Genomic DNA, 26,836 nt, shown 5'->3' with positions numbered 1-26,836 from the left:
TGCACTTCATGAGGCGGCGTGCCGGGGCCGGGGCGCATCTGCTGGTGCTCGACGCCTGCGCGGCGGCCGTGGTGACGGCCGGCTACGCGGCGCTGGCCGGGCAGGGCGACACGGACGGCCTCCCCCGGTTCACGGGTCCGTGGTGGCTGGGCCTCCTGGTGGCCGGCGGGGTCGGGGTGCCACTGGCGGTCCGGCGCCTGTGGCCCCTGCCCGTCCTGGGCACGGTGCTGGGCGCTTCGGCGGCCGCGACGCTGCTCGACATCACCCGGGACCCCTACGTCTCCCCCGCCCTGGCGCTCTACGCGGTCGCGCTCGCCGGACCGGCGCGCCGGGCGGCCGTGGCGGGCGCCCTGGCCCTGCTCGTCGCGGCCGCCGCCGTCGTCACCGGTGAGGCGGCCGTGACGCCCTCCGGCCCGTGGGCGGAAGCGGTCGCAACCGCCGCCCTTGTCTGGCTGGTCCTCGGGGCCGCGTGGTCGGCGGGCCGCGTCGTACGGGAGCGGCGGAAGCGGTCGGCGCGGCGGGAGCGCCGCCTCGCGGAGGAGGCGCTGGCCGAGGAACGGCTGCGCATCGCCCGGGAGTTGCACGACATCGTCTCGCACAGCCTGAGTGTGATCGTCGTCAAGGCGGCCGTGGCCAACCATGTCGCCGGGTCGCGTCCCCAGGAGACGCGGGACGCGGTCCGGGCCATCGAGCAGACCGGCCGGGAGGCGCTCACCGAGATGCGGCGGGCCCTGGGGGTACTGCGCGGCGGCACCGGTCGGGCGCAGACCGCTCCCCCACCCGGCCTGGACGACCTTCCGGCCCTCGTCCGGCGCGCCGAGCGGGCCGGGGTCCGTACCGAACTGCGCGCCCGCCCGGCCGGCGGCGTTCCGGCGGGGGCGGCGCTGGCCGTCTACCGGATCGTCCAGGAGGCCCTGACGAACGTGGTCAAGCACGCCGGCACCGGCGCCCACTGCCAGGTCGCGGTCACCACCGGTCCGGGAGGGGAGGTCTGCGTCGAGGTCGTGGACGACGGGAAGGGGAGCCCGGGCACGCCCGGCCGAAGCGCGCCCGGCGGCGGCCACGGGCTCGTGGGGATGCGTGAGCGGGTGATGATGTACAACGGGACGCTGACCGCCGGCCCCAGGCCCGGCGGAGGATTCGCCGTGTCCGCCCGGCTCCTGTCCGGACCGGCCCACGGCCCGGCCCCGAGCAGCGAGGAGCCGATGACGTGACCGAGCCCGTCCGGGTACTCGTCGCCGACGACCAGTCGCTGCTCCGGGGGAGTTTCCGGGTGCTCATCGACACCGCTCCCGGGCTGAGGGCGGTGGGCGAGGCCGGGACCGGGGCCGAGGCCGTCGAGGGCGCGCGGCGACTGCGCCCGGACGTGGTGCTGATGGACATCCGGATGCCCGGCATGGACGGCATCGAGGCGACCCGGCACATCGCCGGTTCCCCCGGGACGGCCACGGCACGCGTGCTGATCCTCACCACCTTCGACCTCGACGAGTACGTGTACGGCGCGCTGCGCGCCGGAGCGGCGGGGTTCCTGCTCAAGGACACCTCTCCCGAGGTGCTGCTCGCGGGCATCCGTACGGTCGCCGCCGGTGAGTCCCTGCTCGCGCCCTCGGTGACCCGGCGGCTGATCGCCGAGTTCGCCCGTCTCCCCGGGGCCCGCCCCGGGCCGGCGCCCTCGCTCGGGGAGCTCACGGACCGCGAGCGCGAAGTCCTCGTGCTGGTGGCCCGGGGCCTCTCCAACGCCGACATCTCCACGTACCTTCATCTCAGCAGCGGCACCGTGAAGACCTACATCGGCCGGCTGCTGAGCAAGCTGCGTGCCCGGGACCGGGCCCAACTGGTGATCAGCGCCTATGAGTCGGGGCTCGTCACCGCCACTCCTCGGGAAGGGGACGCGACCGCGTGACGGGCGACGATGTGCTGGAGGTCCTGGACCTGCTGCGGGAGGCCGGTACGGAGGTCTGGGTCGGCGGGGGCTGGGGCATCGACGCCCTGGTGGGGCGGCAGACCCGGGAGCACGAGGATCTGGACCTGATGCACCGCCTGGAGCAGGAGCCGGCGGTCGTCGCCGCTCTTGCCGCGGCCGGGTTCACCGAAACGCTCGACTGGCGGCCCGCACGGTTCGTCGTCTCGGACGCGGCGGGACGTCAGATCGATCTGCACCCGCTCGTGTTCGGCCCCGGTGGAGGCGCCCTCCAGGAGTCGCTGGAGCCCGGGAAGCCGTTCGTCTATCCGGCGGGCTGCTTCGTCACGGGCCGTGTCCGGGGCCGCACCGTGCCCTGCCTGTCGGCCGCGCAGCAGGTCTCCTTCCACCAGGGTTACGAGCCCAGGGACCGGGATCTCCATGACATGGCCCGGCTCCGCGAGGCGTTCGGGATCCGTACGCACTTCTGACCCCGGGGCGGGGCTCGACCGGTGCCCCCGCCGCGCACGGGACGCGCTCGGAACCGGCTCGAAGCGCGCTCACGAAGTCCCCCCATCTCCTGGGGAAGCACCCGTACGCGCGGCGGCGGGTGCTTGAATACCCTTGATCGGTAAGGTACTTGACTCAGGGGGCGAGCTCCGCCATGCGGAAGTCGTATTACGCAGCACACGTCTACATGATCGTCGGAGTGGTCTCGGGGCTCTTCTACCGGGAGTTCACCAAGATCAAGGACTTCCACGGCGACACCCAGCTGGCGCTCATGCACACCCATCTTCTGGCGCTGGGCATGCTCGTCTTCCTGATCGTCCTCGCCCTGGACAAGGTCTTCGGGCTGTCCGGCTCGAAGCTGTTCACCGCGTTCTTCTGGTTCTACAACACCGGCATCGCCATCTCGACGGCGATGATGGGCGTCCACGGCATCCTGACCGTGCTCGGCCGCGACGAGGACCACATCGCGGAGGCCGTGCCGCTGACCGCCGGACTCGGCCACATCCTGCTGACCGTGGGGCTGGTCCTGCTCTTCATCCTGCTCGGCAAGCGCGTCAACGAGCACGTCAAGCCGGCCGCCACTCCGGACGAGCCGACCGCACAGACCGCGGGCGCCGTCTGACCCCGCATGCGGGGGGCCTCGATCATTACGCCGTAATGATCGAGGCCCCCCGTCGTGCGTCCGCCCCGCTACCGCGCGGGCGCCTGGAACGTCACCTCGGGATTGCCCGGCGTCGGGCCGGCGAGCAGACGCTGCGGTACGCCCTTGAGGTGGAGGTCGAAGAAGGCGGCGACGTAGTCGCGGGTGATGTCGCCGGAACGGCCGGCGGGCAGCGGGGCCGAGGGGTCGGCGATGCCCAGCTCCGCCCCGAGCAGCGGCAGGTCGGTGAAGGTGAAGTGGCCGGCTCCGGCGACCGTGAGCCACCTCTTCCAGCCGTCGAGGCGCTTCCAGTCGCGGTCCCACGTGGTGTCGAAGGTGCCGCCGGAAGCGTGGTCGGCCTCGGTGCCGAGCATCAGGAACGGCCGGCCCTTGAGCCCCGCGGCGGGAACCGGGTCGTAGAAGGTGCCGTCCATGTTCACGCCCGCGCGCACCCGCCGGTCGGCGGCCATCGTGGACGCGGCGCAGTCGCCGCCGATGGAGTGCCCGGCCATGCCGATGCTCCCCCGGTCGATCATCGGGGCATGCCGCCAGGCGGGGTGATGGCCCGTCAGCCGGTCCAGCAGGAACGAGACGTCCTCGGCCCGGCCCCGCGCGACCTCCGCGAGCCCCGCGTCACCGACGCGCTCCACGTACGCGCAGGCGGCGCAGGGCAGGACGCGCCCGCCCGGGAAGACGGTGGCGACGGACTCGTGGGCGTGGTCCACCGCCGCGACGACGTACCCCCGGGAGGCCAGGTCCGCCGCGAGGGACGTCAGCGTGAAACGGCTCTGCCCGAACCCGGGCGACAGCACGACGAGCGGAAACCTCCCGCGCGCGGGCGCGGCGCCGGTACGCGCGTACGTCTCGGTGGCCGCGACCGCCCCGGGCGCGGCGACCCCGCCCAACCCCCGGGATTCCAGCAGCAGTTCCGCCTCCTCCGTGCTCATGTACGGGGCACGGGCCCCGGTCCCGGCCCGCGCCGGGTAGAAGACGGACACCAGCAGCTCACGCGCCCCCGCCTCCGGTACGTACGGGTCGGCGCGCCCGGTGTCCCGCAGGTGGAGGGTGTCCTCGCCGACGGCGTACGGCCCGGACGGGGCGGGGAGCCGCAGCCGGGGGGCGGGGACGTCGGCGACGGGGGTGGAGGGGGCGGGACGGGGGGAGGCGAGGGCCGGGGGGACGGCCGTCGCGCCCAGGGCGAGGACGAGGAGCGCGGCGGCCGTGGCGCGGTGACGAGTTCTCATGACCCGAACGCTAGGCGGGGGCCGGGCGCGTCAACGTCCGCCCGCGGTACGCGTTTTCGTACCTCTCTGGTCGCATGGACGGGATGTGTGTCGTACTACGGGCCCACCGGCACGCGGTCAGCGGGAACGGGCGACGGGGCCGCGGGTTCAGGGCGTCCGTCGAAGTCCTATCCTCTGCCGCGGCGGTGAACGTCGATCTGCGGCCGGCTCGTTCGTCGTGGATGCAGGAGGGCCGCAACAGGCCCCATGGCGACGGGATGCACGAGATGGCGAAGTACCTGCTCCTCATCTACGGGGACGAGCAGACCTGGGAATCGATGTCCGAGCAGGACCAGAGGGAGCTCGGGGCCGCCCACGCCGCCTTCACCGCCGCGGCCGGTGCCGCGGTCCTCTCCGGTCACGAGCTCCTGCCGACGACGACCGCGACGACCCTGCGCGGCAGCGTGAGCGGCCGGCCGGCGCTGACCGACGGGCCGTTCCTGGAGGCCAAGGAGGCCCTGGGCGGCTACTACGTGGTGGAGGCGCCCGACCTGGACGCGGCCATCGCGCTCGCCGAGCGGCTGCCCGAGGTGGCGGTGGGGCACAGCGGGGTCGAGATCCGCCCGGTCAACGACCCGGGCCCCAGCGGGACCGGCGTGTCGTGACGGAGAACACCGGCGGCGCCGATGTCAGGGAGGCCGTCGCGCGGGCGCACCGGCGCGAGTGGGCCGGAGTGCTCGCCGCGACGGTGCGCGTCACCCGCGATCTCGGCCTCGCCGAGGAGTGTGCCCAGGACGCGTACGCCCAGGCGCTGCGGAAGTGGACGCAGAACGGTGTCCCGCAGCGGCCGGGCGCGTGGCTGACCACCGTCGCGCGCAACCGCGCGAAGGACATCCTGCGCCGGGAGTCCGTCCTGCGCTCGGCGCTGCCGCTGCTGGTCATGGACGACGTGGTGGCCGGGCCGCAGGACGGGGAGGAGCCCCGGGCGGTCGACGACGACTGGTTGCGGCTCATCTTCACGTGCTGCCATCCCGCCCTCTCGCGTGACGCCCGGGTGGCGCTGACCCTGCGGCTGGTGTGCGGCTTGTCCACGGCCGAGGTGGCCCGGGCCTTCCTGGTCCAGGAGACCGCGATGGCGGCGCGGATCACCCGGGCGAAGAAGAAGATCAGCGGTGCCAGGATCGCCTACCGGGTGCCCGGCCCCGAGGACCTTCCCGGGCGCCTGGGCTCCGTGCTCGACGTCGTGCACCTGGTGTTCACCACCGGCCACGCCGCGCCCGTCGGCAGCCGGCTCGTACGGCAGGACCTGGTGGACGGTGCCCTCCACCTCGCCCGCACCCTCCACCGCCTGCTGCCGGGCAACAGCGAGGTCGCCGGCCTGCTCGCGCTGGTCCTGCTCACCGACTCGCGCCGGGAGACCCGCGTATCGAAGGCCGGGGAGCTGGTCCTGCTCTGCGAACAGGACCGGGCGCGATGGGACACCCGGCGGATCGAGGAGGGTTGCACGCTGCTGACCGAGTCGCTGCGCCGCGGGGGCCCCACCCGGTACTCGCTCCAGGCGGCCATCGCGGCGGTGCACGCAAAAGCCGCGACGTGGGAGGAGACCGACTGGACGGAAGTGATCGGGCTCTACCGGGAACTGCACCGCCTGTGGCCGTCGTCGGTGGTCCTGCTCAACCTCGCGATCGCCGTGGGATTCCGGGACGGCCCCCGGGCGGGCCTGGCCGCGCTCACCCCCCTGCTGGACGATCCGGCGCTGGGGACCTACGCGTACCTGAGCGCGGCCCGCGCCGGCTTCCTGCGCGCCCTGGGCCGGTGGGCGGAGGCGGCCACATCGTACGAGGAGGCCCTGGCCATGACCGGCAACGAGGTGGAGCGCGCCTTCCTGGCCCGTCGCCTCGCGGAGGCGACCGGCCGCCCCGGCTGATCCGCTCCCGGCTGCCGGTCCGCGCCCGGCCCGTTCGCCGCTCATGGGTGGGGCGCCGGGCGGGCGCCGGGCGGACGCGGAGGAGGTGGCGCGCACCGGCCGCTTCGGCCCTGCGGTCTTCCGGCGGGAGGAGCACGACGTCACGTACACCACGGCGCAGTACCTGGCCGTGCTGCGCACGTACTGCGGGCACCGGGCGCTTCCGGAGGCCGCCCGGCGCGGGCTGCCGGAGTCCGTCGCGGAGCTGGTCGACGGGCGGTGCGGGGGCCGGGTGGAGAAGCGGCACCGGATCGGGCCGGGGTCTTTCGCAGGCGGTGACCGCTACCCGTTCACGCCCGCGATCCCCCAGCCCCTGCGGGCGGCCTCGGCCAGGACTTCCCCCCAGTTGGCCAGGAGGCGCACGAAGGCGTCGAAGTCGCTGAACCGGAACGCGGTGGAGTGCTCCTCGAAGGGCGCGCGGAGCTCATCGAGCCGGGCCCGTACGCGCTCCCAGGCCGCGAGCAGTTCCCGTACGCCCTTTGGGGACTGAGCGACCAGCAGGCCGGAGCCCCCGGAGAAGAAGTCGTAGCCCTCGTCCGGCCCCTCGTCATCGAAGTCCGGCCCGTTCCAGATCAGCCCGCCGAGCAGCGCGTCCAGGTCCGCCCGCACGGCCGGGCCGACGTGGTCGCGCGCCTTCTCCCATGCCTCCCCCGCCCAGAAGTGCGGCTTGTACGAGCCGAGGGTGCCGGGGAACTCGTACACGCCGAAGTACGCGCTGTGCGGCCCGCGCGGCCACTCCCACCCGTACGTCACCGACATGGCGTCCCACAGCCCGGTCGCCTCGTCGTACCAGGCGTCCCGCAGCCGCTCCAGCCGCTCGGGGGGCGGGACCTCGGCCAGCCAGGACCAGTCGGCGATGAGGGTGGTGAGGTCGACGCCCATGGGGTCAGCCTATCGACCGGTACGGATCGTCAGGCCCGCGCGGGCAGCGCCGGATCCCCGATGTCTTACCCCGATCGGGGCATGTCCGCCCGACGTACCGGAATGCCGGCCGGGCACCGTGGATGATCCTGGACGAGCTGCCCCCACCCCGGAGGAGCCGGCCGGCCCCCGGGCGCCCTTCCCCCCACCTGGAGCATCCATGCGACACCGTGTCTCCCTCCTGCGCACGCGCGCCCTGGCCGTCGGGCTCGCCCTCGCGGCATCCGCGCTGCTGCCCTCCGGCTCCGCCGGTGCGGCCGACTCCTACCAGTGGGCCGCCCTGGGCGACTCGTACACCGCCGGCGTCTTCGTCGGAGCCCCGCAGCCGCCGCTGGGCGACGCGTCGCGCGACGGCTGCGCCCGCACCGCGGATGCCTACCCGGATCTCGTGGAACGGGAACTCGCCGGGTTCCCGCCCGGCAGGCCCGTCAGCCTGACCGACGTCAGCTGCGGCGGCGCGGCGATCTCCGACATCGCCACGACCCGGCAGACCCCGGTCAGCCCGGTCCAGCCGCCCGCCGCCGGCTGGCCGTCGGTGGCCCCGCAGACCGAGCGGGCCGGACTCGGTGACGGGACGGACGTCGTCACCATCGGCGTCGGCGGCAACAGCCTGCCCTTCGCCGGCATCCTGACCAGGTGCCTGGAGATGGGCGCGGCCGGCCGGTCCTGCCGCGACCACTACACCAGCCCGCCCGAGGGAGAGGAGAGCCTTCAGGACAAGCTCGCCCGGGTCCGGGGCGAATACATCGAGATGCTGGCCCGGGTGCACCGGGCGGCGCCCCACGCCAAGGTCGTCACGGTGGGCTACCCGGCCGCCTTCCCCGAGGACGGCGGCGCCTGCGACCGTCAGTCCCTCACCGGGCTGAGCCTCATCGGCCACGCCGACGTCGACTGGCTCCGCGACGAAGTCCTCAAGCCGCTGAACAGCACCATCCAGCAGGTGAGCGGCTTCTTCGGCGACCGCTACGTGGACGTCTACTCCTCCAGCGTGGGCCACGACGCCTGCCGGCCGGCGGACACCAAGTGGGTCGAGGGCATCTGCGGTGACGCCGAGGACTACTGGCCCGCCGGACTCCCGGGCACGGCGCTGGACTGCGGTGCCATCGGCAAGAAGGCCACCCTGGTCCACCCCAACGCCGAGGGCCACGCCGACATGGCGGCCCACGTCGAGCGGGCCGTCCGCATCGCCCTTCTCGAACGCTGACCGTCACAAAAGCGCGGTGGCCGGGGGTGTTGCCGGTGCGGCGGGCCCGGTGCGGCCCCTCTCGGAACGAGCCCGGCCGGCACGCGGCGCCCACGATCCGAAACCCCCTCTTGCCTTTGCGAAAGCAACGCTATAGTTTTCCCTCGTGAGCGCCACGGCGGTGGGTCAAAGCTCTTTGGTTTTGCATGAGATGGGGGATACTTGCATGCCTCGATTGCCTACAGAGGTTCGCACAGTGCAATCCGCAGCGCATATGGATGGCGGCTCGGGGATCGTCGTACGGGCGGCCCGGGCCGAGGGGGGCGCCCGGTGAGCGCGGCGGCCCGTTCGCGGGCCTGCTTCGCCCTGGCTCTCGTCGCTGCCGTGCTGGCGGGCGCCCCGGCCGGGGCCGCACCCGCCGCGGAGCAGGCGCCGCCCCGCATCGAGACGGTGCTCGATGTGTCGGGGTCGATGGCGACCGAGGACGCGGGCGGGCAGACCAGGCTCGACGCCGCCAAGACCGCCGTCCGCCGCCTCCTCGACAAAACACCCGACGGCACGGCCATGGGGCTGCGGGTGTACGGGTCCGAGTACGCCGGTGAGGCCAAGGGCCCCGGATGCAAGGACACCGGACTCCTCGCCCCGGTCGCCCCGATGGACTCCGCCTCGAAGGCGTCCGCGCTGGCCCGGGTGCAGGCGCTGAAGCCGGTCGGGATGACGCCGATCGGCCGCAGCCTGCGGGCCGCGGCCGCCGACCTCGGGGACACCGGACCGCGCCGGATCATCCTCGTCAGCGACGGGGAGGACACCTGCGCTCCCCCGAGCCCGTGCCAGGTCGCCCGTGAACTCAAGGGGGCCGGGATCGACCTGGTCGTCGACACCGTCGGCCTGAGGGTCAACGCCGCCGCCAAACGCGAGCTGACGTGCATCGCGAACGCCACGAAGGGGACGTACGTGGACGCGGGTGACGCGGACGAACTGGCCGACCGGCTCGACCAGTCCGTGAAACGCGCCCTCACCCCGTACGCGCGAAGCGGCACCAGGGTCAGCGGCGGCAAGGACTGCCCCAGCGCCCCCGTCCTCGTCCCCGGCCAGTACCTCGACAGGATCCGGGAGGGCGAGTCCCGCTGGTACAAGGTCACGCTGCGCCCGGGGCAGTCGCTCCGGTTCTCCGGCTCCGTCGTCCCGGCCGGCGCGTGGGAGACCCCGACCTCGGTCAACGCCCAGCTGTCGCTGCCCGGCCAGGCCGGGGTGTGGGCCACGGAGACGGCGGTCGAGGACCGCTGGTCCAACGTCATGTCCATCGGCGTCCAGTCCGAACGCCTGTCCTGGGACAGGATTCCCGCCGGAACCGACAGCACCGAGGTCTGCGCCCGGATCCACAGCAAGGTCCGGACAGGGCGGGCCGAGCCGGTCGAGGTCGCCGTCGGCATCGCCGACCGGGCCGTCCGCCCCGACGGAACACCCGACGAACGGGTCACCGGCGCGGGCGCCGAGGCCGGACAGCCCACCACACCCCCGAACACCGGCAGCACGCCCCCGAACACCGGCCACCACCGCGCCGGCACCACCGGGACAAGCGCGGCCGCCACGCCCTTCCTGGACCGCCCGGCAGCCCTCGCCATCGCCGCCCCGGCCGCGTTCCTGCTCACCCTGGCCCTTCGATTCGCCATCGCCCGCAACCGCCGCAGGGGAGCCTGACATGCGCGTACGCACCGCACTCATGACCACCGCGGCATTCGGCCTCCTCGCCGCCGGCACCGCGCACGCCGCCGACGGCGCCACGGGATCGGCGGGGGGCTACTCGTTCAACAGCAGCACCCCCCTCGACGAGGGCGCTCAGCGCCGGCTCACCGTCGGCGACTTCCACTTCTGGAAGATCACCCTCAAGCCCGGCCAGCGCCTGGACGTCAAGGCATCGGTCGAGGTGCCCGGCGGCTACGACCCCGGCCCCTCACCCCACTACGAGCGGCTCGGTGTCCGGATCTACGACCCCACCCGCCGGCCCATCCTGTGCGACGGCTCCTCGAACGGCACCGAGATGATCTACCGCGGACACGCCACGGCCCGAAGCGGCGGCACCTTCACCGCCGAGTGCACCGTGGGAACCGTCGACTACAAGCCCGTCGAGCGAGCCGGAACCTACTACGTCCAGGTCGGCATCGGCGGAGCCACCCAAACCAAGGGCGACACGCTTCCCCTCACGGTGTCCGCCGCCACCGGCACCGGCGTCACGCCCCGGCCCGTCGCATCCTGGAAGCCCGGCACTCCGGCCGGCGCCGTCCCCGCCGAGCCGGAACCCGCCGCCGCGACCACGCCGCCCGAGACTGCGGCGGACCCGGACCCGGACCCGGCCGCCGCCGCGGCGGCCGGCAAGGGCCTGCCGCCGTGGGCGCTGCCCGCCGCGCTGGCCGGAGGCGTGGTCGCCGCACTCGCCCTCGGCGCCGTACGCCGCCGCCCGGGCCGCGCGGCACCGCGGCCCACCCCCGCACCCGTCCCCCCGGGCCCACCGCCGCACGGCACCCCGCAGCAGCCGCCCCACACCGGCGCCCCCGGCGGGCCGCCCTCCCCGTTCTGAACCCGGGCTCAGTGGACCTTGTCACCGATCTGGCCGAACGGCAGGGTGAGGGCCATGGGCATTCCCTTCTTACGTGACGACATTGCAGGGCGCGTGACCGTGACGCTGGAGCGCGTCGACGATCCCGTTGCCGTGGGCAAGCACCCGTCCTCCGCCGGTTTCCCGAGTTGCACGGCTGTGGTGGACTACCCGGGCAAGGGGTACCGGGCCATGTTCGGCTGGGTCCAGCTGGTGCGTTCGACGGACAACTCCTCCGCGGGATCCGCGTTCGACATGGACCCGTTCTACCTTTTCGAGGACGCACCGTCGCCCTACGCGTTCTTCGGCCTCAACCCGACGCTGTTCGATGCCCCGTCACGGGCTGAACGGGCCGTCCTGGACTGGACGGCACACAGCTTTCTGGCCTGGACGCCGATGGACGACACCGAACGGCGCGTCGTGCCGCTGGCCGGCTTCTCGTGGGGGTTCGACATCGACGCGGCCGGTGAGATCGCGTTGCAAGGGGTTCAGGCTCTGACGGCTGAGGACTGGGCCGGGCACCTGCCGTACCTCGGCTCCTCCTTCCCGGGCTGGGGCTTCGACAAGTGGCTGCCCGAGACCCGGAGCCGTTGAGCGCCCAGGCCGCCGTGAGCGCATGAGCCGTCCGCTGATATCAGCCCGGATGCCGTTCGCGTGCGACGGATCGCCTCTCGTTCACTGCCCGATCGCCCACCCCGGCACCCAGGTTCCCGCCGCCCCGTAATCCCCCGCCGTCGCCAGGTGCGTCCGCAGCGCCTCCAGCCCCGGGTGCGGGTTGTCGCGGTGCCAGAGGAGGGAGGGGGGGTGGACCGGGGGTCGGGTCCGTGACCGGGATGCGGCGCAGGTCGTGGCCGGTGGGCCGGACGAGGCGGGAGTGTTCGCCCATGAACGGGGCCAGGGACGGGGTGTCCGCGATGGTGTCGAACAGGATGAAGTTGCTCTCCGGCCGATAAGTGACCACGTCGTGCGTCAGGATCTGGATGGTCACGTTGTCCAGCTCGCCGAGATCCGCGATCTCCTTGAACTGGTCGAGCATGACCTCCTGACTGCCGACCATCCTCCGGACGGTCGTCTCGTCCATGATGACGCGAAGCTCCAGAGGGTCTTCGGAGCGGGTGATCAGCCGGCCCGCGCCGCCACCCGCCCCGGCGACCGCACCGCCACCGTCCACCAAGGCGGCCCGCGCCGCCTGTACGACCTGCTCGACGGGGTGCGGTGGCGGTGGATCGAGGAGGGTGAACTGCCGGTGTACGGGGCGGAGGTCACTGTCACGCCGGGGGGTGGGACAACGCTGAGGCGTGGAGGGTGGACGGCGGTGTTGCAGGGGCGCCGGGTCTGGCGCTACGGATCGATCCGTCCGGTCAGCCGCCAGTCGAGGTACGTGGCCAGGTCGGGGGCCACCCAGGTGCGGCTGTCGTTCTCGTGGTTCCAGGCGAAGACGTCGGGGCGGTCGATCGTGGCGAGAAGCGCGAACAGGTCGCCGTTGCCCGCGTCCGCGAAGAAGAGGAGCGGGGCGAACGGCATGTAGAGGGCGGGGAACGCGGAGTCCTCGCGGAGGCTCTGATTCGTGGAGGCCACGTTCTCGGTCGGCCAGACGAGGCCGTCTCCGTACTCGTCCTCGATGCCGTCGGTCTCCCGTAGGAGGGCGACGAGGTCTGCGGGCAGCGGATGGCCGAGGACCGTGGCGCAGTGGGCCAACGACGACTCCGACGCGGGGGGCCGGAGGACTGCCGTAGGAGGTAGTGCTGTGACGACTTCGGTCCACACCGCTGATTCGCCTTTCATGGGCTCGGTCCCACCACGATACGACGGTGAGTCGCCGTTCAGCCGCCTGTCGGCGGAAGGTGCAAAGTGCCTCGAAGCGGCCGGCGCGAATGCGGTGGGGGCTCCGATCCGGCGGGCCCTACCCGGCGTCGGTAACCCGCCGCCATCCGTCCGCCCAGGCGTACGTGCCGGCAGGGTCATACGCGTGCGGCCCCTTGGCCTTGGCCTCGAGCGCCGGGTCGGTGGTCACCTTCCAGTCGCCGCCCTTCCGGGTGAGGATCAGGTGGGTGGTCTCGTCCCGAAGCGGGTCGCCGTCGACCCCCTCGTCTGCGGTCGTGGCGAACCGATCGTAGGACATCCATACGACGACCGGGTCTCCGCTCCGGTCGAGGGAACGTCCAAGCACAGCATTCACGTGGGTGCTGAAGGTGAGGCCGCCTGGCGTTCCGCCGGATGGAGGCAGGCCCACGCCTTCGCGGAGCTTGCGAACCTCGCTCACTACAGGTCGCACAACTCCCGTGTTCACTTTTCGACCGCCCACCCCGGCACCCAGGTTCCCGCCGCCCCGTAATCCCCCGCCGTCGCCAGGTGCGTCCGCAGCGTCGCCAGTCCCGGGTGCGGGTTGTCGCGGTGCCAGAGGAGGGAGTGGGGGTAGACCGGGGTCGGGTCCGTGACCGGGATACGGCGCAGGTCGTGGGTCCTGGGCCAGATGAGGCGGGAGTGTTCGCCCATGAACGTGGCCAGGGACGGGGTGTCCGCGATGGTGTCGAGCAGGACGTCCGAGCCGAAGTTCGGGCCCGTCGCCTCGATGGTCAGGTCGAACTCCGCGGCCAGGTCGTCGTAGTAGGCGCCCCACTCGGTGCCGGGGGCGATGCCCGGCATCCAGATGCGGTGGCCGGCCAGACCGGTGAGGGTCACCGAGGGGGCGTCGGCCAGGGTGTGGGCGGGGCCGGTGAGGAGCTGGAGGGGTTCGTCCAGGACGCGGGCGGACGCGATGTCGTCGGGCAGGGGGCGGCCGGGGGCCGTGACGGCGCGGAAGGTCGCGTCGAGTTCGCCGGAGCGCAGCGCGGCGACGGCCGTGTCCATGCTGACCAGCATCATCACGTCGAGGGCGATCCCGGGGTGTGCGCGGTGGAAGGCGCGCATCAGGTTCGACTGCGCGGTGCGGGACGCGAGCACGTCGACGCGCAGCGGGCGGCTGCCGGGGCGTACGGACGCGGTCGCGCGCTCGGCCGCGCGCAGCAGTTCGCGCGCGTGGGGCAAAAACGCCCGGCCGTCGATGGTGAGCTCGGCGCCACGCGGGGCGCGTGTGAACAACCGGACGCCGAGGGCCGCCTCCAGTGCGGCGATGCGCTTGGAGACGGCCTGCTGGGTGACCGAGAGGTCCGCGGCGGCCTTCTGGAACCCGCCCGCTTCCGTGACGGCGACGAAGGTGCGTACTGCTTGGAGGTCCACGTCGCCCTACCTTAGGGAACGTCACGCGGCCGTCGTGAGCGTCTTCCTGGTGTCGGCGGCCCGCGCCCGCCCCGCCGCACGGCGGCCGTAGACGTTGTTGGCGATGACGGCCGCCAGGGTCGGCGCGACGCCGGCGAGTTCGGCGGTGGTCGGCCGGTGGCCGCGTACGGCTTCGATCGCGAAGGCCGTGATCGGGACGAGGTTGATGAACAGGACGCCGTTGGCCGGGCCGAGGGTACGCGTCGCGTGGTTGAAGGCGAGGATCGCGACGGCGGTGGCGGGGACGGCCGCCCCTGATCTTCGCAGGGATCTTGGCCTTCGGGCTGGGGCGGGAATGCGATCTCGTGGCTGTTCTGACGTGATGGTCAAAGCGGACGTTTCTGCTGCTCGATGTACTGCTCAACGGTGCTCCGTCGCAGGACCCTGCGAAGTAGGACGGGGACCAGAAACGGCCGTGCGTGACTGCGCGGCCGGTGAACTCCTGGCGCAAGTATCGGGAGGAGACCCCTTTGAGGGAGTTGACCAGTTTGGACAGCTGGACCTTCGGTGGGTAGTGCACCAGAAGGTGGACGTGATCATCTTCGCCGTTGAACTCACGCAGCTCTGCCTCGAAGGACTGGCAGACGTCCCGCATGATCTCTTCGCAGCGGGTCAGCATGTCGTCGTTGAAGACACCGTGCCGATACCTGGTGACAAACACCAAGTGCACGTGCAAGTTGAAAACGACATGATTTCCCCTGCGGACTTCGGGATCGGTTTCCCAGCGCGGTGACATCCACCAAGGGGAGAGTCTTGGGCAAGCCGGACGAAGGGGGTGGGCTGGTTGATTCGTGCGTACAAGTTTCTGTTACGGCCCACCGTGAGCCAGGCGATCGCGCTCGGTGAGATGCTGCGTGATCACTGCTCGCTCTACAACGGTGCGTTGCAGGAACGCCGCGACGCCTACCGGCATCCGTCGAGGACGAGCATCAAGTACGGGACGCAGTCCGGGCAGCTCAAGGACATCCGGGCCTTCGGCCCCGAGCGTCAGGGCCGCTGGTCGTTCAGCTCCCAGCAGGCCACGCTGCGGCGACTCGACAAGGCGTTCGCCGCGTTCTTCCGCCGGGTCAAGATCGGGGACAAGCCCGGCTACCCGCGCTTTCGCGGGGTGAACTGGTTCGACACAGTGGACTTCCCCAAGGACGGGGACGGCTGCCGTTGGGACTCCACCCCGCACGACCCGGTCACCCGGGTCCGTCTCCAGGGCGTCGGGCATGTCAGGGTCCACCGGCACCGCCCGGTGGTCGGCACGGTCAAGACCGTCAGCGTGAAGCGTGAGGGCCGTAAGTGGTTCGTCGTGCTCACAGCCGAACGGGCCGTGCCCGAGCCACTGCCCGCGACCGGCTCCGGCATCGGTATCGGTATCGGTATCGGTATCGGTATCGGTATCGACCTTGGTATCGCGTCGTTCCTCACCGACTCCAACGGCGTCCACATCCCCAACCCGCGTCACGCCCGCAGGGCCGCCGCCAGGCTGGAGGCTGCGCAGCGGGCGCTGTCCCGGTTCCCCCGGTGCGGGGCAAAGGACCGCACCCGTAACCATCAGCGGGCGGTGGAGAAGGTCGCAGGCCCTGCACCGCAGAGTGCGGCGCCGACGGCTCGACCACGCACACAAGACCGCGCTCACTCTGGTCCGGGAGCACGACTTCATCGCGCACGAAGACCTCAAGATCCGCAACATGACCAAGGCCCCTGTACCGAAACCCGACCCCGATGCACCGGGGATCTTTCTGCCGAACGGGGCAGGGGCCAGGGCGGGGCTGAACCGTTCGATCGCTGATGCCGGTTGGGGGGTGTTCCTGACGATCCTGAACGCGAAGGCTGAGAGTGCCGGGCGGGAAGTGATGGCCGTGGACCCCCGCAACACCTCCCGTACGTGTCCCGCATGCGGGCACACCGCGCAGGAGAACCGGCCCACCCAGGAGAAGTTCCACTGCGTCGACTGCGGCCACCAGGCGCATGCCGACGAGGTCGGGGCACTCAACGTTCTACGGGCCGGGCTGGTCCGCCGCAACGCCAACACGGCATAGCGAGAAGCCCCGCCCCCCGGGGCGGGGAGGAGTCACGTAGAGGATCTGCCCTCAGTCGGCGGCGGACGGGGTGGGACCGAGGCCGAGCTTCCGACAACCAATGGTTGTGGGGAAACCGCACGTCGGTTGTTTGACCTGCGGTTCCGTCGAGCGGTTAGCTCTCACCCGGCTATTTCGGGTTGTATGGGTGAGGCGGCATGGGCAGAAGAGCGTGGGGGCGGCCGTTCAGCTGGTTGTGGGCCGCCTACGCCGTGAGCGCGTACGGGTCGGGGCTCGGGTTCGGAGCGCTGCCGCTGCTCGCCGTGCTGGTGCTGGACGCCGGGCCCGGCGAGGTGTCCGCGCTGTCGGCGGTCGGGCCCGCCGTGGGGGCGCTGATCGCGGTGCCGCTCGCGCCGTGGGTGGAGTTCCGGCGCAAGCGGCCCGTGATGATCGGGATGGACCTGGTCCGGTTCGCGGCCATGGCGTCGATCCCGGCCGCGTACGCCTTCGGGCTGCTCGGGTTCGTCCAGCTGCTGGTCGTGTCGGCCGTGGCCGCCGCGGCGAAGATCGCGTTCGGGGCGGCGAGCGGCGCGTATCTGAAGGCGCTCGTCCGCCAGGAGGACCTGCTCGTCGCCAACGCGCGGTTCGAGGCCGCGAACTGGAGCTCCATCGCGGTCGGCCCGCCCCTCGGCGGCGCGGCGATCGGGGTCTTCGGGCCGGTCACCACCGTGGTGGCCGACGCGCTCAGCTATCTGCTCTCCGCGCTCGGCATCACCGCGATCCGGGGCAAGGAGGACGCCCCGGGCCCGGCGGGCCGGAGCCCGCTGCGGGCGGGTGCGCTGCTCGCCGGATGGCGGCACATCCTGGGGCACCCCGTGCTGCGGGCGCTCTACCTCAACCAGGTCCTCGTCGGCGGCCTGATCATGGCCACCGAACCGTTGCTGGCGGTGCTCCTGCTGCGCCGCCTCGGGTTCCCGCCCTGGCAGTACGGTCTCGCCTTCGCCGCTCCGTGTCTCGGCGGGCTCATCGGCTCGCGGCTGGCCCGCCGGGTCGTCGCCCGCTACGGCCGCGACCGGGTCTTGCGGACGGTGGGCACCCTGCGCGCGGTCTGGCTGATCGGGCTGGTCTTCGTACGGCCGGGTGTCCTCGGGCTCGTCACGGTGATGGCCGTCGAGCTGGCCATCATCGTCAACATGAGCCTGTACGGGCCGGTGCTCTCCGCGTACCGGCTGGAACACACGCCCGAGCACCTCGTCGCCCGTATGCTCACCGCCTGGTCGATCGGGCAGCAGGCGTGCATCGCCGTGCTCACCGCGCTCGCCGGGCTGCTCGCCGACGTCACCGGGCCGCGCGCCGCCCTCGCGGTGGCCGGGGTGCTGATCCTGGGCACCCCGTTCCTGCTCCCTGGGCGGGGGCGGGCGCCCCGGACGGCCGCCCTCGACCTCAACCGGACTTGATCTCAACCGGACTTGAGGTCGCAGGATGCCGGGCATGGATACCGAAACACACACCCCCGCACACGCCGCCGACCTCGAAGCCATCCGCGCGGTCGTCGCCACCGTCGAGCGCTCCCAGCAGCGCAAGGACCCCGACGAGTTCCTGGCCCTCTTCCGGCCCGACGCGGTCTGGACGACGGCCCACGGCAAGGTGCTCATCGGCATCGACGCGATCTCCGCGTTCACCCGGACCGTGCTGCCCGCCGCCGACTGGGCAGGGCGGGTCACCTACGACGTGGCGCACGTCCTCTTCATCCGCCCGGACGTCGCGGCGGTCAAGGTCCGGCAGCGCTACCTGGCGCCGGAGGAGGAGAGCGAGGGCGCTCCGCTGTATGTGATGAGCCGGGGCGACGACGGGCGGTGGCTGCTGACCGCCGGTCAGAACACGCAGGTCGTCGCGGGCTGACCGCACCGGCGCCGGTCAGCCCGCCGCCGTCTCCTTTTCGAGCAGCGTGAACGACTTCGGCGTGCCGCCCGGCTGCGGCTTGCCCTCCTTGCGGCCGACGACCCGGTAGCCGGCGCCGAGGTAGTACGCGGTCAGGGGCTCGTTGCCCGCCAGGCAGTCCAGGCGTACGAGCGTCCGGCCCGCCTCGGCCACGCGGTGCTCGGCGGCCCGCAGGAGCCGGCGCCCCGTGCCGGGCGGGACGGCGGTGCGGTCCACCATCAGCCGGTGCACGTAACCGGCCGTCGCCGGCTGCGGGCCCCAGGCGTCCTCGTCCTCCCACCACAGCTCCCAGGCGCCGACCACACGTCCGGCGGCCTCGGCGAGCCACACCTCCCCCGTCGCCATGATCCGGCGGAAGTGGTCCTCGGCGAGTTCGCCGGGCTGCCACTGGCCGGTGACGCCCCGGGCGAGCATCCAACGGGCCGCGTCGTCCCGCAGCCGTACGACGGAGGCGAGGTCGGCTTCACCGGCGGGGCGCAGGCGCAGGTCGGTCGGGCTCAGGTCCTTCACGCCACGATCCTCGCACGCGCGTACGCATACGGCGTCGGGCGCGGGGGACCGACGTTCTCCCCGCGCCCCGTCGGGCCGATTACTACGACATCTTCGGCGCGATGACCGAGAAAGCCCCGCCCTGCGGGTCGGCCAGGACCGCCATGCGGCCGGCGACCATGTCGAAGGCGGGGGCCAGGACCGTGCCGCCGGCGCGGACGGCGGCCGACTGGATGTCGTCCACGCTGTCCACCGCGAAGTAGGGCTGCCAGTGCGGCGAGACACCGGGCGGCACCTTGCTCATGTCCATCATGCCGCCTACCGCCCGCCCCTCGACCTGGAACTCGACGTAGCCGTCGGCGCCCTCCATCTCGGAGGGGGTCGCCGTCACCGGCAGGGCGGCGGAGTAGAACGCGGACGCCGCGTCCGGGTCGGGGGTGGTCAGCTCGCTCCAGACCAGCGCGCCGTGCTCGTTGACGATGCCCGCGCCGCCGAAGGTGCCGGGCTGCCAGAGGCCGAGGACGGCGCCCGCCGGGTCGGCGAACACGGCCATGCGGCCGAGGTCCATGACGTCCATCGGGGGCACGACGACCGTGCCGCCGGCGTCGGTGACGGACGTGAGCGTGGCGTCGACGGCGTCGGTCGACAGGTACGTGGTCCACTCCGCCGGAGGCATCGGGTCCGGCACCGTGCCGTCCTGGTTCATCGCCTTCATGATCCCGGCGACCGGCTTGCCCTTGAGGGTGCAGACGGCGTAGCCGCCGTGTTCGGCCGGGCCCGCCTCGCCCTGCCAGCCGAAGAGGTCGCAGTAGAAGTCGATGGCCGCCTGCTGGTCGGGGACCATCAGGTCGATCCAGCAGGGGGTGCCGGGCCGGTAGGGGTCGTTCATTTCGGGCACGGGTGCCTCCGGGAGGCTGCTCGGGGGTGGACGGGCCCTCCTTACCCGCACCCCGCGCGAGCGGAATCGGCCCGTACGGGTGACAGCCCGTTCAGTACCAGGGCCGCGCCTCCGGCGTGGGCAGCGGACGCAGGGCCGGCCAGTTCTCCAGCAGGCGGGCGGCCAGGGAGGAGGCGAGACCGCCGAGCGCGTGCAGACGGTCGTGGTCGCGGGCCAGGTCCGCGACGGCGCCCAGGCGGTGCACGAGGCGTTCGCGGGCGGAGACGTACCCCCACTCGAAGTCCTCGGCGGGCACCCGGGCGAGCTGGTCGGCCGTCCCCCGCCGGGCCCGTTCGACCAGCGCGTCGCCCTGGATGAGCCAGCCGGCGCACGCGTCGGCGAGGTCGCCCGGCACGTCCCGGCCGGTGAGGTCGCGCCAGGTGGTCCGGTAGACGGCCTCGGCCTCCGTGAGCGGCGCGGCGGTGACCGACAGGGCGCACCAGCAGGTGGGGAAGCCGATGCGGAAGTACGCGAGCTCGACCAGGCCGTTGCCGAGCGCGGCCCGCTCGAAGTCGACGAAGCGGACGCCGTCCGGGGTGCGCAGGTCGTTGCCGGGGCAGGGGTCGCCGTGGAGCAGGGCGTGGTGCCCGGCGGGGTCGAGCCGTTCCAGGAGCCCGGCGAGTTCGTCCGGGACGGCGGCCGGCACGGGCACGTCGAGCGCGCGGGCGAGGGCGAGGAAGGAGTCCGCGTCGGCGGCCGTGGGGCCGGACCAGGCCGGGAGCGCGCCCGCGTCGGCGGGCCCGGTCAGGGCGTGCAGCCGGGCGAGCGCGTCGGCGTACCCCGGCATCCAGTCGTCGGTGCGGCCGAGGTCGTCCACGTATTCCAGGAGCATGATCCGCGCGGCCGGGTCCGTGGCGAGCAGCGCGGGGGCCGCGGAGCCGCGTCCCGCGAGGCGCAGTCCGGCGGTCTCCCGGGCGAAGCGCGCGTCCGCGTCGGCGGTGGTGTCCCCGTCGTCGGTGATCTGCTTGACGATCACGGGCCGCCCGTCCCCCGCCCGCACCCGCCACACCCGGGAGCGGGGGCTGCTGTCCAGGGGCTCGGCCTGTGCGGGGATGCCGCCCAGGGCGCAGAGCAGGGGGTCGGTGAGCAAAAGGGGGTCCGGCATGGAGCCGAGCCTACGGGTCTGCTCGGGCGCCCCGGGACCGCTCGACGAGTACGGCCACCCCGTCCAGCAGCCGTTCGAGGCCGAAGGAGAAGAGCGTGTCGAGTTCGAGGTCGAAGCCCTCGTCGCCGAAGAGCGTGGACAGGGTCGGATAGGAGCCGGTGATCTGGATCGTCTCCATCCGGGTCTCGTGGGTGGCCAGCCACTCCTCGGGGGTCATCCCGGTCTCCTGCCATGCCTGCGACTCCAGCTCGACGGCCGCGGCGATGCCCTGCGCGTAACCGAGGAGAGCCAGGTGCACGTGGATCATCTGGGTCGGGGTCAGGCCCAGGCCCTTGAGGGTGCTGAGGATCCGCTCGGTGTAGCGCATCGCGTGCGGCGAGGCCGACGGGCGGGTGAGGGCGGACAGGGCGCGCGCCATCCACGGGTGGCGCAGGTACAGGCTCCACAGCCATCGCACCTCACGCTCCAGCCGGGCCCGCCAGCCGGACGGGCGCGGGCCCGGCGGTTCGCCCTCGAACACCGTCTCCGACATCAGGCGTACGAGTTCTCCCTTGCTCGGGACGTGGCGGTAGAGCGCCATGGTGGACACCCCGAAGTCGGTGGCGATCCGGCGCATGGAGAGCGCGGGCAGCCCTTCGGCGTCGGCGAGGGCGATCGCGGCGTGCACGATGCGGTCGCGGGTGAGGCCGTGCGCCGGGGCCGGGGGGCGGGTGCGTCCGGTCTCGGCCACCACGGTGCCGACGCCGGGCACCGCGCACACCAGGCCCTCCTGGTTCAGGGCGGCGAGCGCCTTCGTCGCGGTCGCCATGGCGACGCCCCACTCCTGCGTGATGCGCCGGGTGGAGGGGACACGGTCCCCGGGCGCCAGCTCGCCGGAGGCGATGCGGCGCCGGATGTCCCCGGCGATGCGGAGGTAGGGCGGTTCCTTGGCCATGGGCGTACTGTACTAGTGCACCGCACGGGTCAACAGGGCAGGGCACCAGGCGTATTGACAGGTGCACTAGGCCGCCGCTTGCGGTGTACGCCGGTGCCTCGCTTCTCTTTTGCCCATGGAGAACAACACACCCGGCCCCCGCGCGGGGCGCAAGGAATGGACCGCCCTCGGCGTCCTGATGCTCCCCGTGGCTCTCGTCTCGATGGACGTCTCCGTCCTGTACTTCGCGATCCCCTCCATCAGCCAGGACCTGGAACCCAGCGCCACCCAGCAGTTGTGGGTCCTCGACATGTACGGTTTCGTGCTCGCCGGGCTGCTCGTCCCGATGGGCGCGCTCGGTGACCGGCTCGGCCGGCGCAGGCTGGTGCTCGTGGGGGCGGCCGTCTTCGCGGTGGCCTCGGCGGCTGCGGCGTACGCGCATACGGCGCAGGTGCTCATCGCCGTACGTGCGCTGCTGGGGGTCGGTGGCGCCGCGCTGATGCCGTCGACGCTCGGCGTGATCCGCAACCTCTTCCACGACGGCCGGCAGCGCGGCCGGGCGGTGGGCCTGTGGACCGCCGTCATGACGACGGGCATCTCGCTCGGCCCCGTCGTCAGCGGTCTGCTGCTGGAGCACTTCTGGTGGGGCTCGGTCTTCCTGGTCAACGTGCCCGCCATGGCACTGCTGCTCGTGCTGGTGCCGTTCCTGGTGCCGGAGTCCCGGCCGGCGAGGAGCGCGCGCTTCGACCCGCTGAGCGCGGCGCTGTCCCTCGGTGCCCTGCTGCCGGTCATCTACGGGATCAAGGAGTGGGCCCGGCACGGCTACGAGCCGCTGCCCGCGTCGGCCGTCGGTGCGGGGCTGGTGCTCGGTGCCGTGTTCGTACGCCGGCAAAGTCGCCTCCCGCATCCGATGGTCGACCTCGGGCTGCTCGGCCGGCGGTCCTTCGGCGGGCCGGTGCTCGCCAACCTCCTCGCGATGTTCGCCACGGTCGGGATGGCCGTCTTCCTCACCCAGTACCTGCAGTCGGTCCTCGGTCTGAGCCCGTTCCGCGCCGCGCTGTGGAGCCTGGTGCCGGCCGCCGGGGTTGCGGTCGCGGCCCCGGCCGGGGCGGCCCTCGCGCAACGGGCCGACCGGGCGTATGTGATGGGCGGCGGATTCCTCGTCTCCGCGTGCGGGTTCCTCTGGCTGTCCCAGGTCCGGACGGACTCGGCGCTCTGGTTCACCCTCACCGGCGCCTCCCTGTACGCGGGCGGCCTGGTGGCCGCGATGACACTGGCCAACGAACTCGCCCTGGGCGCGGCCCCGCCGCAGCGCGCGGGGTCGGCGGCGGCCGTGCTGGAGTCGGGCCAGGAGCTGGGCGGCGCGCTGGGCATGGCGATCCTGGGCTCCGTCGGCGCGGCAACCTACAGCCGGGACATGGCGGACGCGCTGCCCTCCGGCGTGCCGCAGGCCGACGCCGTACGCGAGACGCTGGGCGGTGCCATGGCCGTCGCGGCGCAGCTGCCGCGCGCGTCCGCCGACGCCGTGCTGAGGGCCGCGCGCGACGCCTTCACGCACGGGATGAGCGTCGCGGCCTTCGGTGCGGCCGCCGTCATGGCCGGGGCCGGTCTGCTGTCGCTCACCCGGCTGCGGGGTGCGGGCGGGACGGCGGGCGCCCGGGACGAGCGGGAATCGGCAAAGGTGGGGTAGGGCGCGGCCCGTAGCGGTAGAAGAGCTCCGGGTCGCCCTCGTCCAGACCATGGAGGAGGCCCGCCGGGGTCCAGCCGGCGCGTTGGAGCAGGCGTTGCATCGGGTGGTTGGAGACGTTGGCCGAGGTGAACAGCTTCGGGGAGGTGCACAGGGCCGTCACGGCTTCCAGCAGCCGGTGGCCCACGCCCCGGCGCCGGGCCTGTTCTGGACTGTTCCGGGGAAACCCCGGGGCCGCGGGCGGCCCCGCGGGCGGGCGGGGGCCGTGGCCGCCGCGCAGACCGGGGGTTTCCCAGGAGCGCGTCGAGGGCGGAGCCGTGATGAGCGAACCGGTGGCCGAGCTGCATCCCGACTACAGCAGTGCCGGTGCCACGGCGACCCCGTGGACCGAGGTGGTGGCCGTCCTGGAGCGGGCGCAGATGTTCTGGCTCTCGACGGTCCGGCCGGACGGGCGTCCGCATGTGACGCCGCTGCCGGCGGTGCGGCTCGACGGGGCGCTGTACTTCTCGACGGGGCTGGAGGAGCAGAAGGGCCGCAACCTCACCCGCAATCCGAACTGCGTCCTGACGACGGGCAACAACGTGTACGAGCGCGGGCTCGACGTGGTCGTCGAGGGGCCGGCGGTGCGGGTCGCCGAGCGCGCGGTGCTGGAGCGGCTCGCGGAGCTGTGGATGGCGAAGATCCGGTGGCCGTACGACGTGGCCGAGGGCGGTTTCCGGCACCGGCCGGAGGGTCCCCAGCCGGAGAGCTCCGGGGAGCCGGGTGCGGTCGTCCCGGTGTTCGCCGTCCGGCCGGTGAAGGTCCTCGCGTTCGGCCGGGGCGAGGTGTTCAGCCGGACCCGCTTGCGGCCCTGACGCGCTACGGCCGCCGGACCCAGGTGATCTCCGGCCGGAGCCCCCCCCCGGGAGCCGGGCGCGGTCGTCCCGGTGTTCGCCGTCCGGCCGGTGAAGGTCCTCGCGTTCGGCCGGGGCGAGGCGTTCAGCCGGACCCGCTTGCGGCCCTGACGCGCTACGGCCGCCGGACCCAGGTGATCTCCGGCCGGAGACCCCCCCGGGAGCCGGGTGCGGTCGTCCCGGTGTTCGCCGTCCGGCCGGTGAAGGTCCTCGCGTTCGGCCGGGGCGAGGCGTTCAGCCAGACCCGCTTGCGGCCCTGACGCGCTACGGCCGCCGGACCCAGGTGATCTCCGGCCGGATCCTCGGCAGACCCCAGCACTCCAGAGCGCCGCCGGCCAGGTCGGCCAGGAACTGCACCGCACCGCCGGTGTAGTGCCACCAGGCGCCGTTGCGCGAGGCGACGGTCACCGTCCATTCCTGCGGGCCCGACGGGCTGGTGGACCAGAGGAAGTAGTCGCCGTCGTACGAGGACGACCAGGGCAGCAGGCCGCCGGGGGCGGGGTACGGGTGCAGGGGGACGGTCAGGTCGGCGTCCTCGCACCACTCGGCCAGGGTCTCCAGGTCGTCGGTGTCCTCGGCCCAGACCGCTTCGCTGCCCGGGACCGGGCCGCCCACATGCAGGAAGTCGCTCAGCACGAACGTCGGGTAGCGGTCGCACAGGAGCTTGTAGTCGGCGGGCAGCGCCGTCCCCAGGGCGGCTTCCAGGCGGGGCCAGTCGACCCCCGGCGGGGCCGGAAGGCGGTGCGCCGCGAGAGCGGGCAGCACGCGTTCGAGTTCCGCGAGCGCCCCGGCGGGGTCGGTGAGGCGGCGGGCGGGGGCCTGCGTACCGACGAGATCGTCTTCCACCCGCGCAGGGTGTCACAACAGGCCCCCGCCGCCACGGCCGCCCCCGTACCCTGTTGTCCTTGACCTTCCTGTTGCATTCCCTTTGCGCAGAGGAGAGTTGACTTGCGCAAGCACCGCCGCACCGGCAGAAGCTGAAGGGTCAGGCAATGCAGATCGCACAAACGCTCGCGCTCATCGCGGCCACCGTGACGACGGGGCTGGTCAGCGGGCTGTTCTACGGCTTCGCGATCTCCGTGATGCCGGCGCTGCGCGGTGCGGGGGACCGTACGTTCATCGATGTGATGCAGCGGGTCAACGTGGCCATCCTCAACGGGTGGTTCGTGCTCGGCTACATCGGGGCCCTGGTGTTCACGGGGCTCGCGGTCGGGCTCCAGTTCGGCGGCGGGGACCGGGACGCGGTGGTGCCGACCGTCGCGGCGCTCGTCTGCTACATCGCGTCGATGGGTGTCACCAGCCGCCTGAACATCCCGCTGAACAACGCGCTGGAGACCGCGGGCCCGGTGGACGCAATCGCGCGGCCCGAGACGGTGCGGGCGGCGTTCGAGGAGGGCTGGGCACGCGGGAACGTGCTGCGCACACTGCTGTGCACCGCCGCCACCGGGCTGCTGTGCTGGGCTCTCGTCCTGCACGGCGGCAGCTGAACACACGGGAGGGCGGGTACGGGGCCCGCGCCCGTACCCGCCCTCCCCGGGGCCCGTCGGCTCAGCGGCCGGCGGACAGCAGCGCCTCCGCGCGGCCGTGCAGCCTGGCGGCGTACGCCGCGCAGCCCAGGGCCGCCGTGTTCAGGAGCGTACGGAAGATGTTGACGGTCTCCCAGGTCCCCTTGAACTTGTCGACCAGGGAGAAATCGTGGATCCCGGCCGGGTCGCCGAGGTCGGCGAGCTGGTTGTTGAGCGGGATCTCGACGCCCATCGTCAGCATCAGGACGACGAGGTAGAGGACGGCGGCGAGACCGGCCCACAGGGCGATCGTCTTTCGTCCCCGGCGGAACTCCAGGAACGCGGCGAGGCCCGCGGCGACGATGGCCCCCATGAAGATGAGCACGAACAGGCCGTTGCCGTCGATCTCCGCGTTGAACTGCTGCATCGCGGCCACGTAGGTGCGGTCGTCGGTCTTGGCGAGGCCGGGCATGACCGAGACGTCGAAGGCGAAGAACAGGCCCGCCATGAGCCCGAGCGTGATCACCGAGATCATGTGCAGCCAGCCCACGGCCTTGTTGGGGCGGTCGGCCCGCGGCGGCACGGGCGCGGCGGGCTGACCCCACGGCTGCTGGTACGGCGCCTGCGCGCCGGCGGGGCCCTGCTGCGGATACGGATTGGGTGTCATCGGTACGTCCTCGCTCTTGTCCGGTTCGTAAGTGGGGTGCCGAGGCGCGCTGTTGACGAGGATAGAGGCGCTCCTGCCCCGCCGCGGGCGCGGAGGCCGCCCCCGACAGGATCACGAGCGTTCCTCCAGCGAACACCGAGTGATACTCGAACGGGCGTGCCCGGGTGCGACGGGCCGGCTGGGGCGCAGCGGTCCGGTGTGCCCGTACACCCAGCCCTCACTGCACACCGACCGGCTCCCGCTCGCCGCACCCCACCCGGAACACCCCGGCCGCCCTGCCCCGCACCATGGACGCGCTACGCACCCGGCACAAACAGCCGACGGAAAACGAACAGGAACCCTCCCCGCCCCGCTGACAGTGCACGCAGACCACGACCACACGAACCCGAACAATCCCCACCTGCCGCAAGCCAAGCCCCGCCACGGAAGAAGCGGCATCCGTGACAGAAAAAGTGCGAGGGGCCCGGGCGGCCAGGCCCGGTGAGCCAGGCCC

At 72.8% G+C, this 26,836-nt stretch carries 27 protein-coding genes and 3 pseudogenes; 16 read left to right on the top strand and 14 right to left on the bottom strand.

The window, feature by feature from the left end; all coding sequences use genetic code 11:
* The first annotated feature begins 8 nt into the window (after window positions 1–8).
* The 4 genes from ACLQ2N_RS35080 to ACLQ2N_RS35065 all read left to right on the top strand — a co-directional run bounded on the left by ACLQ2N_RS35080 (window position 9) and on the right by ACLQ2N_RS35065 (window position 3,032).
* A complete protein-coding gene (locus ACLQ2N_RS35080; RefSeq protein WP_425819739.1) occupies window positions 9–1,214 on the top strand; it encodes a histidine kinase in 1,206 nt (401 codons plus the stop codon).
* Window positions 1,211–1,903, top strand: a complete 693-nt coding sequence (locus ACLQ2N_RS35075) for a response regulator (protein ID WP_425819673.1) — start codon at window positions 1,211–1,213, stop codon at window positions 1,901–1,903. The genes ACLQ2N_RS35080 and ACLQ2N_RS35075 overlap by 4 nt, the downstream gene beginning before the upstream one ends.
* Window positions 1,900–2,391: a nucleotidyltransferase domain-containing protein gene (locus ACLQ2N_RS35070; protein ID WP_425819671.1), complete on the top strand. Its 492-nt coding sequence runs from the start codon at window positions 1,900–1,902 to the stop codon at window positions 2,389–2,391. The genes ACLQ2N_RS35075 and ACLQ2N_RS35070 overlap by 4 nt, the downstream gene beginning before the upstream one ends.
* 173 nt (window positions 2,392–2,564) lie before the next feature.
* Window positions 2,565–3,032, top strand: coding sequence for a DUF2871 domain-containing protein (locus ACLQ2N_RS35065; RefSeq protein ID WP_425819669.1), 468 nt, complete (start codon window positions 2,565–2,567; stop codon window positions 3,030–3,032).
* 68 nt (window positions 3,033–3,100) lie between these two features.
* On the opposite strand, the gene ACLQ2N_RS35060 is transcribed toward ACLQ2N_RS35065, so the two are convergent.
* Window positions 3,101–4,294 carry an alpha/beta hydrolase family protein gene (locus ACLQ2N_RS35060; protein WP_425819667.1) on the bottom strand — a complete coding sequence of 398 codons (1,194 nt, stop codon included), beginning with the start codon at window positions 4,292–4,294 and terminating at the stop codon, window positions 3,101–3,103.
* A 266-nt stretch (window positions 4,295–4,560) separates the two neighbouring features.
* On the opposite strand from ACLQ2N_RS35060, the gene ACLQ2N_RS35055 reads away from it, so the two are divergent.
* Entirely contained in the window at window positions 4,561–4,938 is a 378-nt protein-coding gene (locus ACLQ2N_RS35055) for a YciI family protein (RefSeq protein ID WP_425819665.1), read from the top strand.
* Complete coding sequence (locus ACLQ2N_RS35050) at window positions 4,935–6,200, top strand: RNA polymerase sigma factor (RefSeq protein WP_425819663.1); 1,266 nt, start codon at window positions 4,935–4,937, stop codon at window positions 6,198–6,200. Before ACLQ2N_RS35055 ends, ACLQ2N_RS35050 begins: the two co-directional genes overlap by 4 nt.
* A gap of 321 nt (window positions 6,201–6,521) precedes the next feature.
* Here ACLQ2N_RS35050 and ACLQ2N_RS35045 read toward each other — a convergent pair whose 3' ends face one another.
* Window positions 6,522–7,121: a hypothetical protein gene (locus tag ACLQ2N_RS35045; protein ID WP_425819661.1), complete on the bottom strand. Its 600-nt coding sequence runs from the start codon at window positions 7,119–7,121 to the stop codon at window positions 6,522–6,524.
* Window positions 7,122–7,320: 199 nt separating this feature from the next.
* Between ACLQ2N_RS35045 and ACLQ2N_RS35040 the strand changes: the two genes are divergently transcribed.
* From ACLQ2N_RS35040 to ACLQ2N_RS35025, 4 genes are all read left to right on the top strand, one after another.
* On the top strand, window positions 7,321–8,364 hold the full coding sequence (locus tag ACLQ2N_RS35040) for an SGNH/GDSL hydrolase family protein (protein ID WP_425819659.1): 1,044 nt from the start codon (window positions 7,321–7,323) through the stop codon (window positions 8,362–8,364).
* A 309-nt stretch (window positions 8,365–8,673) separates the two neighbouring features.
* Window positions 8,674–10,044: a VWA domain-containing protein gene (locus tag ACLQ2N_RS35035; RefSeq protein ID WP_425819657.1), complete on the top strand. Its 1,371-nt coding sequence runs from the start codon at window positions 8,674–8,676 to the stop codon at window positions 10,042–10,044.
* 1 nt (window position 10,045) lies between these two features.
* Entirely contained in the window at window positions 10,046–10,921 is an 876-nt protein-coding gene (locus ACLQ2N_RS35030) for a hypothetical protein (protein ID WP_425819655.1), read from the top strand.
* A 93-nt stretch (window positions 10,922–11,014) separates the two neighbouring features.
* Entirely contained in the window at window positions 11,015–11,533 is a 519-nt protein-coding gene (locus tag ACLQ2N_RS35025; RefSeq protein ID WP_425819653.1) for a hypothetical protein, read from the top strand.
* Between the two features lie 81 nt (window positions 11,534–11,614).
* Here ACLQ2N_RS35025 and ACLQ2N_RS35020 read toward each other — a convergent pair.
* The 6 genes and pseudogenes from ACLQ2N_RS35020 to tnpA all read right to left on the bottom strand — a co-directional run.
* Window positions 11,615–12,062 (bottom strand): annotated as a pseudogene (locus ACLQ2N_RS35020) (Scr1 family TA system antitoxin-like transcriptional regulator); the annotation flags it as partial.
* Window positions 12,063–12,280: 218 nt separating this feature from the next.
* Window positions 12,281–12,724, bottom strand: coding sequence for an SMI1/KNR4 family protein (locus ACLQ2N_RS35015; protein ID WP_425819651.1), 444 nt, complete (start codon window positions 12,722–12,724; stop codon window positions 12,281–12,283).
* A gap of 118 nt (window positions 12,725–12,842) precedes the next feature.
* On the bottom strand, window positions 12,843–13,061 hold the full coding sequence (locus ACLQ2N_RS35010; protein WP_425819649.1) for a hypothetical protein: 219 nt from the start codon (window positions 13,059–13,061) through the stop codon (window positions 12,843–12,845).
* Between the two features lie 164 nt (window positions 13,062–13,225).
* Window positions 13,226–14,158 (bottom strand): LysR family transcriptional regulator, encoded by a 933-nt coding sequence (locus tag ACLQ2N_RS35005; protein WP_425819647.1) that lies wholly within the window; start codon window positions 14,156–14,158, stop codon window positions 13,226–13,228.
* A 21-nt stretch (window positions 14,159–14,179) separates the two neighbouring features.
* Window positions 14,180–14,527: a hypothetical protein gene (locus ACLQ2N_RS35000; protein WP_425819645.1), complete on the bottom strand. Its 348-nt coding sequence runs from the start codon at window positions 14,525–14,527 to the stop codon at window positions 14,180–14,182.
* Window positions 14,524–14,933: pseudogene (gene tnpA / locus ACLQ2N_RS34995) on the bottom strand (IS200/IS605 family transposase). Before tnpA ends, ACLQ2N_RS35000 begins: the two are co-directional and overlap by 4 nt.
* Window positions 14,934–14,981: 48 nt before the next feature.
* Between tnpA and ACLQ2N_RS34990 the strand changes: the two are divergent.
* The 3 genes and pseudogenes from ACLQ2N_RS34990 (at window position 14,982) to ACLQ2N_RS34980 (ending at window position 18,108) form a co-directional block, all read left to right on the top strand.
* Window positions 14,982–16,227, top strand: a pseudogene (locus tag ACLQ2N_RS34990) (RNA-guided endonuclease InsQ/TnpB family protein).
* Between the two features lie 197 nt (window positions 16,228–16,424).
* Window positions 16,425–17,663: an MFS transporter gene (locus ACLQ2N_RS34985; protein ID WP_425819643.1), complete on the top strand. Its 1,239-nt coding sequence runs from the start codon at window positions 16,425–16,427 to the stop codon at window positions 17,661–17,663.
* Window positions 17,664–17,697: 34 nt separating this feature from the next.
* Window positions 17,698–18,108: an SgcJ/EcaC family oxidoreductase gene (locus tag ACLQ2N_RS34980; protein WP_425819641.1), complete on the top strand. Its 411-nt coding sequence runs from the start codon at window positions 17,698–17,700 to the stop codon at window positions 18,106–18,108.
* Between the two features lie 15 nt (window positions 18,109–18,123).
* Here ACLQ2N_RS34980 and ACLQ2N_RS34975 read toward each other — a convergent pair whose 3' ends face one another.
* The 4 genes from ACLQ2N_RS34975 to ACLQ2N_RS34960 form a co-directional block, all read right to left on the bottom strand.
* Entirely contained in the window at window positions 18,124–18,657 is a 534-nt protein-coding gene (locus tag ACLQ2N_RS34975; protein WP_425819639.1) for a GNAT family N-acetyltransferase, read from the bottom strand.
* A gap of 82 nt (window positions 18,658–18,739) precedes the next feature.
* A complete protein-coding gene (locus ACLQ2N_RS34970) occupies window positions 18,740–19,525 on the bottom strand; it encodes a VOC family protein (RefSeq protein ID WP_425819737.1) in 786 nt (261 codons plus the stop codon).
* 100 nt (window positions 19,526–19,625) lie between these two features.
* Window positions 19,626–20,678 (bottom strand): phosphotransferase family protein, encoded by a 1,053-nt coding sequence (locus tag ACLQ2N_RS34965; RefSeq protein WP_425819637.1) that lies wholly within the window; start codon window positions 20,676–20,678, stop codon window positions 19,626–19,628.
* Between the two features lie 10 nt (window positions 20,679–20,688).
* Complete coding sequence (locus ACLQ2N_RS34960; RefSeq protein ID WP_425819635.1) at window positions 20,689–21,612, bottom strand: TetR/AcrR family transcriptional regulator C-terminal domain-containing protein; 924 nt, start codon at window positions 21,610–21,612, stop codon at window positions 20,689–20,691.
* A gap of 115 nt (window positions 21,613–21,727) precedes the next feature.
* On the opposite strand from ACLQ2N_RS34960, the gene ACLQ2N_RS34955 reads away from it, so the two are divergent.
* Both ACLQ2N_RS34955 and ACLQ2N_RS34950 read left to right on the top strand, forming a co-directional pair.
* A complete protein-coding gene (locus ACLQ2N_RS34955; RefSeq protein WP_425819633.1) occupies window positions 21,728–23,281 on the top strand; it encodes an MFS transporter in 1,554 nt (517 codons plus the stop codon).
* A gap of 314 nt (window positions 23,282–23,595) precedes the next feature.
* Complete coding sequence (locus ACLQ2N_RS34950) at window positions 23,596–24,132, top strand: pyridoxamine 5'-phosphate oxidase family protein (protein WP_425819631.1); 537 nt, start codon at window positions 23,596–23,598, stop codon at window positions 24,130–24,132.
* A 303-nt stretch (window positions 24,133–24,435) separates the two neighbouring features.
* Here ACLQ2N_RS34950 and ACLQ2N_RS34945 read toward each other — a convergent pair whose 3' ends face one another.
* Window positions 24,436–25,017, bottom strand: a complete 582-nt coding sequence (locus tag ACLQ2N_RS34945; RefSeq protein WP_425819629.1) for an SMI1/KNR4 family protein — start codon at window positions 25,015–25,017, stop codon at window positions 24,436–24,438.
* A gap of 146 nt (window positions 25,018–25,163) precedes the next feature.
* Between ACLQ2N_RS34945 and ACLQ2N_RS34940 the strand changes: the two genes are divergently transcribed.
* A complete protein-coding gene (locus ACLQ2N_RS34940; RefSeq protein ID WP_425819627.1) occupies window positions 25,164–25,658 on the top strand; it encodes a DUF1772 domain-containing protein in 495 nt (164 codons plus the stop codon).
* A gap of 61 nt (window positions 25,659–25,719) precedes the next feature.
* On the opposite strand, the gene ACLQ2N_RS34935 is transcribed toward ACLQ2N_RS34940, so the two are convergent.
* Window positions 25,720–26,343, bottom strand: coding sequence for a DUF1772 domain-containing protein (locus tag ACLQ2N_RS34935; protein ID WP_425819625.1), 624 nt, complete (start codon window positions 26,341–26,343; stop codon window positions 25,720–25,722).
* Between the last annotated feature and the right edge of the window lie 493 nt (window positions 26,344–26,836).

The organism is Streptomyces sp. DT224 (assembly GCF_049844595.1).
GTDB lineage: Bacteria > Actinomycetota > Actinomycetes > Streptomycetales > Streptomycetaceae > Streptomyces.
This window is presented reverse-complemented; position numbering and strand designations above follow the sequence as displayed.

Excerpts from the sequence above, each read along its gene's own strand:
- ACLQ2N_RS34970 (WP_425819737.1), bottom strand. The coding sequence starts at position 19,525 with ATGAACGACCCCTACCGGCCCGGCACCCCCTGCTGGATCGACCTGATG.
- ACLQ2N_RS34965 (WP_425819637.1), bottom strand. The coding sequence starts at position 20,678 with ATGCCGGACCCCCTTTTGCTCACCGACCCCCTGCTCTGCGCCCTGGGC.
- ACLQ2N_RS35015 (WP_425819651.1), bottom strand. The coding sequence starts at position 12,724 with ATGAAAGGCGAATCAGCGGTGTGGACCGAAGTCGTCACAGCACTACCT.
- ACLQ2N_RS35045 (WP_425819661.1), bottom strand. The coding sequence starts at position 7,121 with ATGGGCGTCGACCTCACCACCCTCATCGCCGACTGGTCCTGGCTGGCC.
- ACLQ2N_RS35060 (WP_425819667.1), bottom strand. The coding sequence starts at position 4,294 with ATGAGAACTCGTCACCGCGCCACGGCCGCCGCGCTCCTCGTCCTCGCC.
- ACLQ2N_RS35055 (WP_425819665.1), top strand. The coding sequence starts at position 4,561 with ATGGCGAAGTACCTGCTCCTCATCTACGGGGACGAGCAGACCTGGGAA.
- ACLQ2N_RS34980 (WP_425819641.1), top strand. The coding sequence starts at position 17,698 with ATGGATACCGAAACACACACCCCCGCACACGCCGCCGACCTCGAAGCC.
- ACLQ2N_RS34935 (WP_425819625.1), bottom strand. The coding sequence starts at position 26,343 with ATGACACCCAATCCGTATCCGCAGCAGGGCCCCGCCGGCGCGCAGGCG.
- ACLQ2N_RS35030 (WP_425819655.1), top strand. The coding sequence starts at position 10,046 with ATGCGCGTACGCACCGCACTCATGACCACCGCGGCATTCGGCCTCCTC.
- ACLQ2N_RS34940 (WP_425819627.1), top strand. The coding sequence starts at position 25,164 with ATGCAGATCGCACAAACGCTCGCGCTCATCGCGGCCACCGTGACGACG.
- ACLQ2N_RS35040 (WP_425819659.1), top strand. The coding sequence starts at position 7,321 with ATGCGACACCGTGTCTCCCTCCTGCGCACGCGCGCCCTGGCCGTCGGG.
- ACLQ2N_RS34955 (WP_425819633.1), top strand. The coding sequence starts at position 21,728 with ATGGAGAACAACACACCCGGCCCCCGCGCGGGGCGCAAGGAATGGACC.
- ACLQ2N_RS35080 (WP_425819739.1), top strand. The coding sequence starts at position 9 with ATGAGGCGGCGTGCCGGGGCCGGGGCGCATCTGCTGGTGCTCGACGCC.
- ACLQ2N_RS34985 (WP_425819643.1), top strand. The coding sequence starts at position 16,425 with ATGGGCAGAAGAGCGTGGGGGCGGCCGTTCAGCTGGTTGTGGGCCGCC.
- ACLQ2N_RS34960 (WP_425819635.1), bottom strand. The coding sequence starts at position 21,612 with ATGGCCAAGGAACCGCCCTACCTCCGCATCGCCGGGGACATCCGGCGC.
- ACLQ2N_RS35010 (WP_425819649.1), bottom strand. The coding sequence starts at position 13,061 with ATGTCCTACGATCGGTTCGCCACGACCGCAGACGAGGGGGTCGACGGC.
- ACLQ2N_RS35065 (WP_425819669.1), top strand. The coding sequence starts at position 2,565 with ATGCGGAAGTCGTATTACGCAGCACACGTCTACATGATCGTCGGAGTG.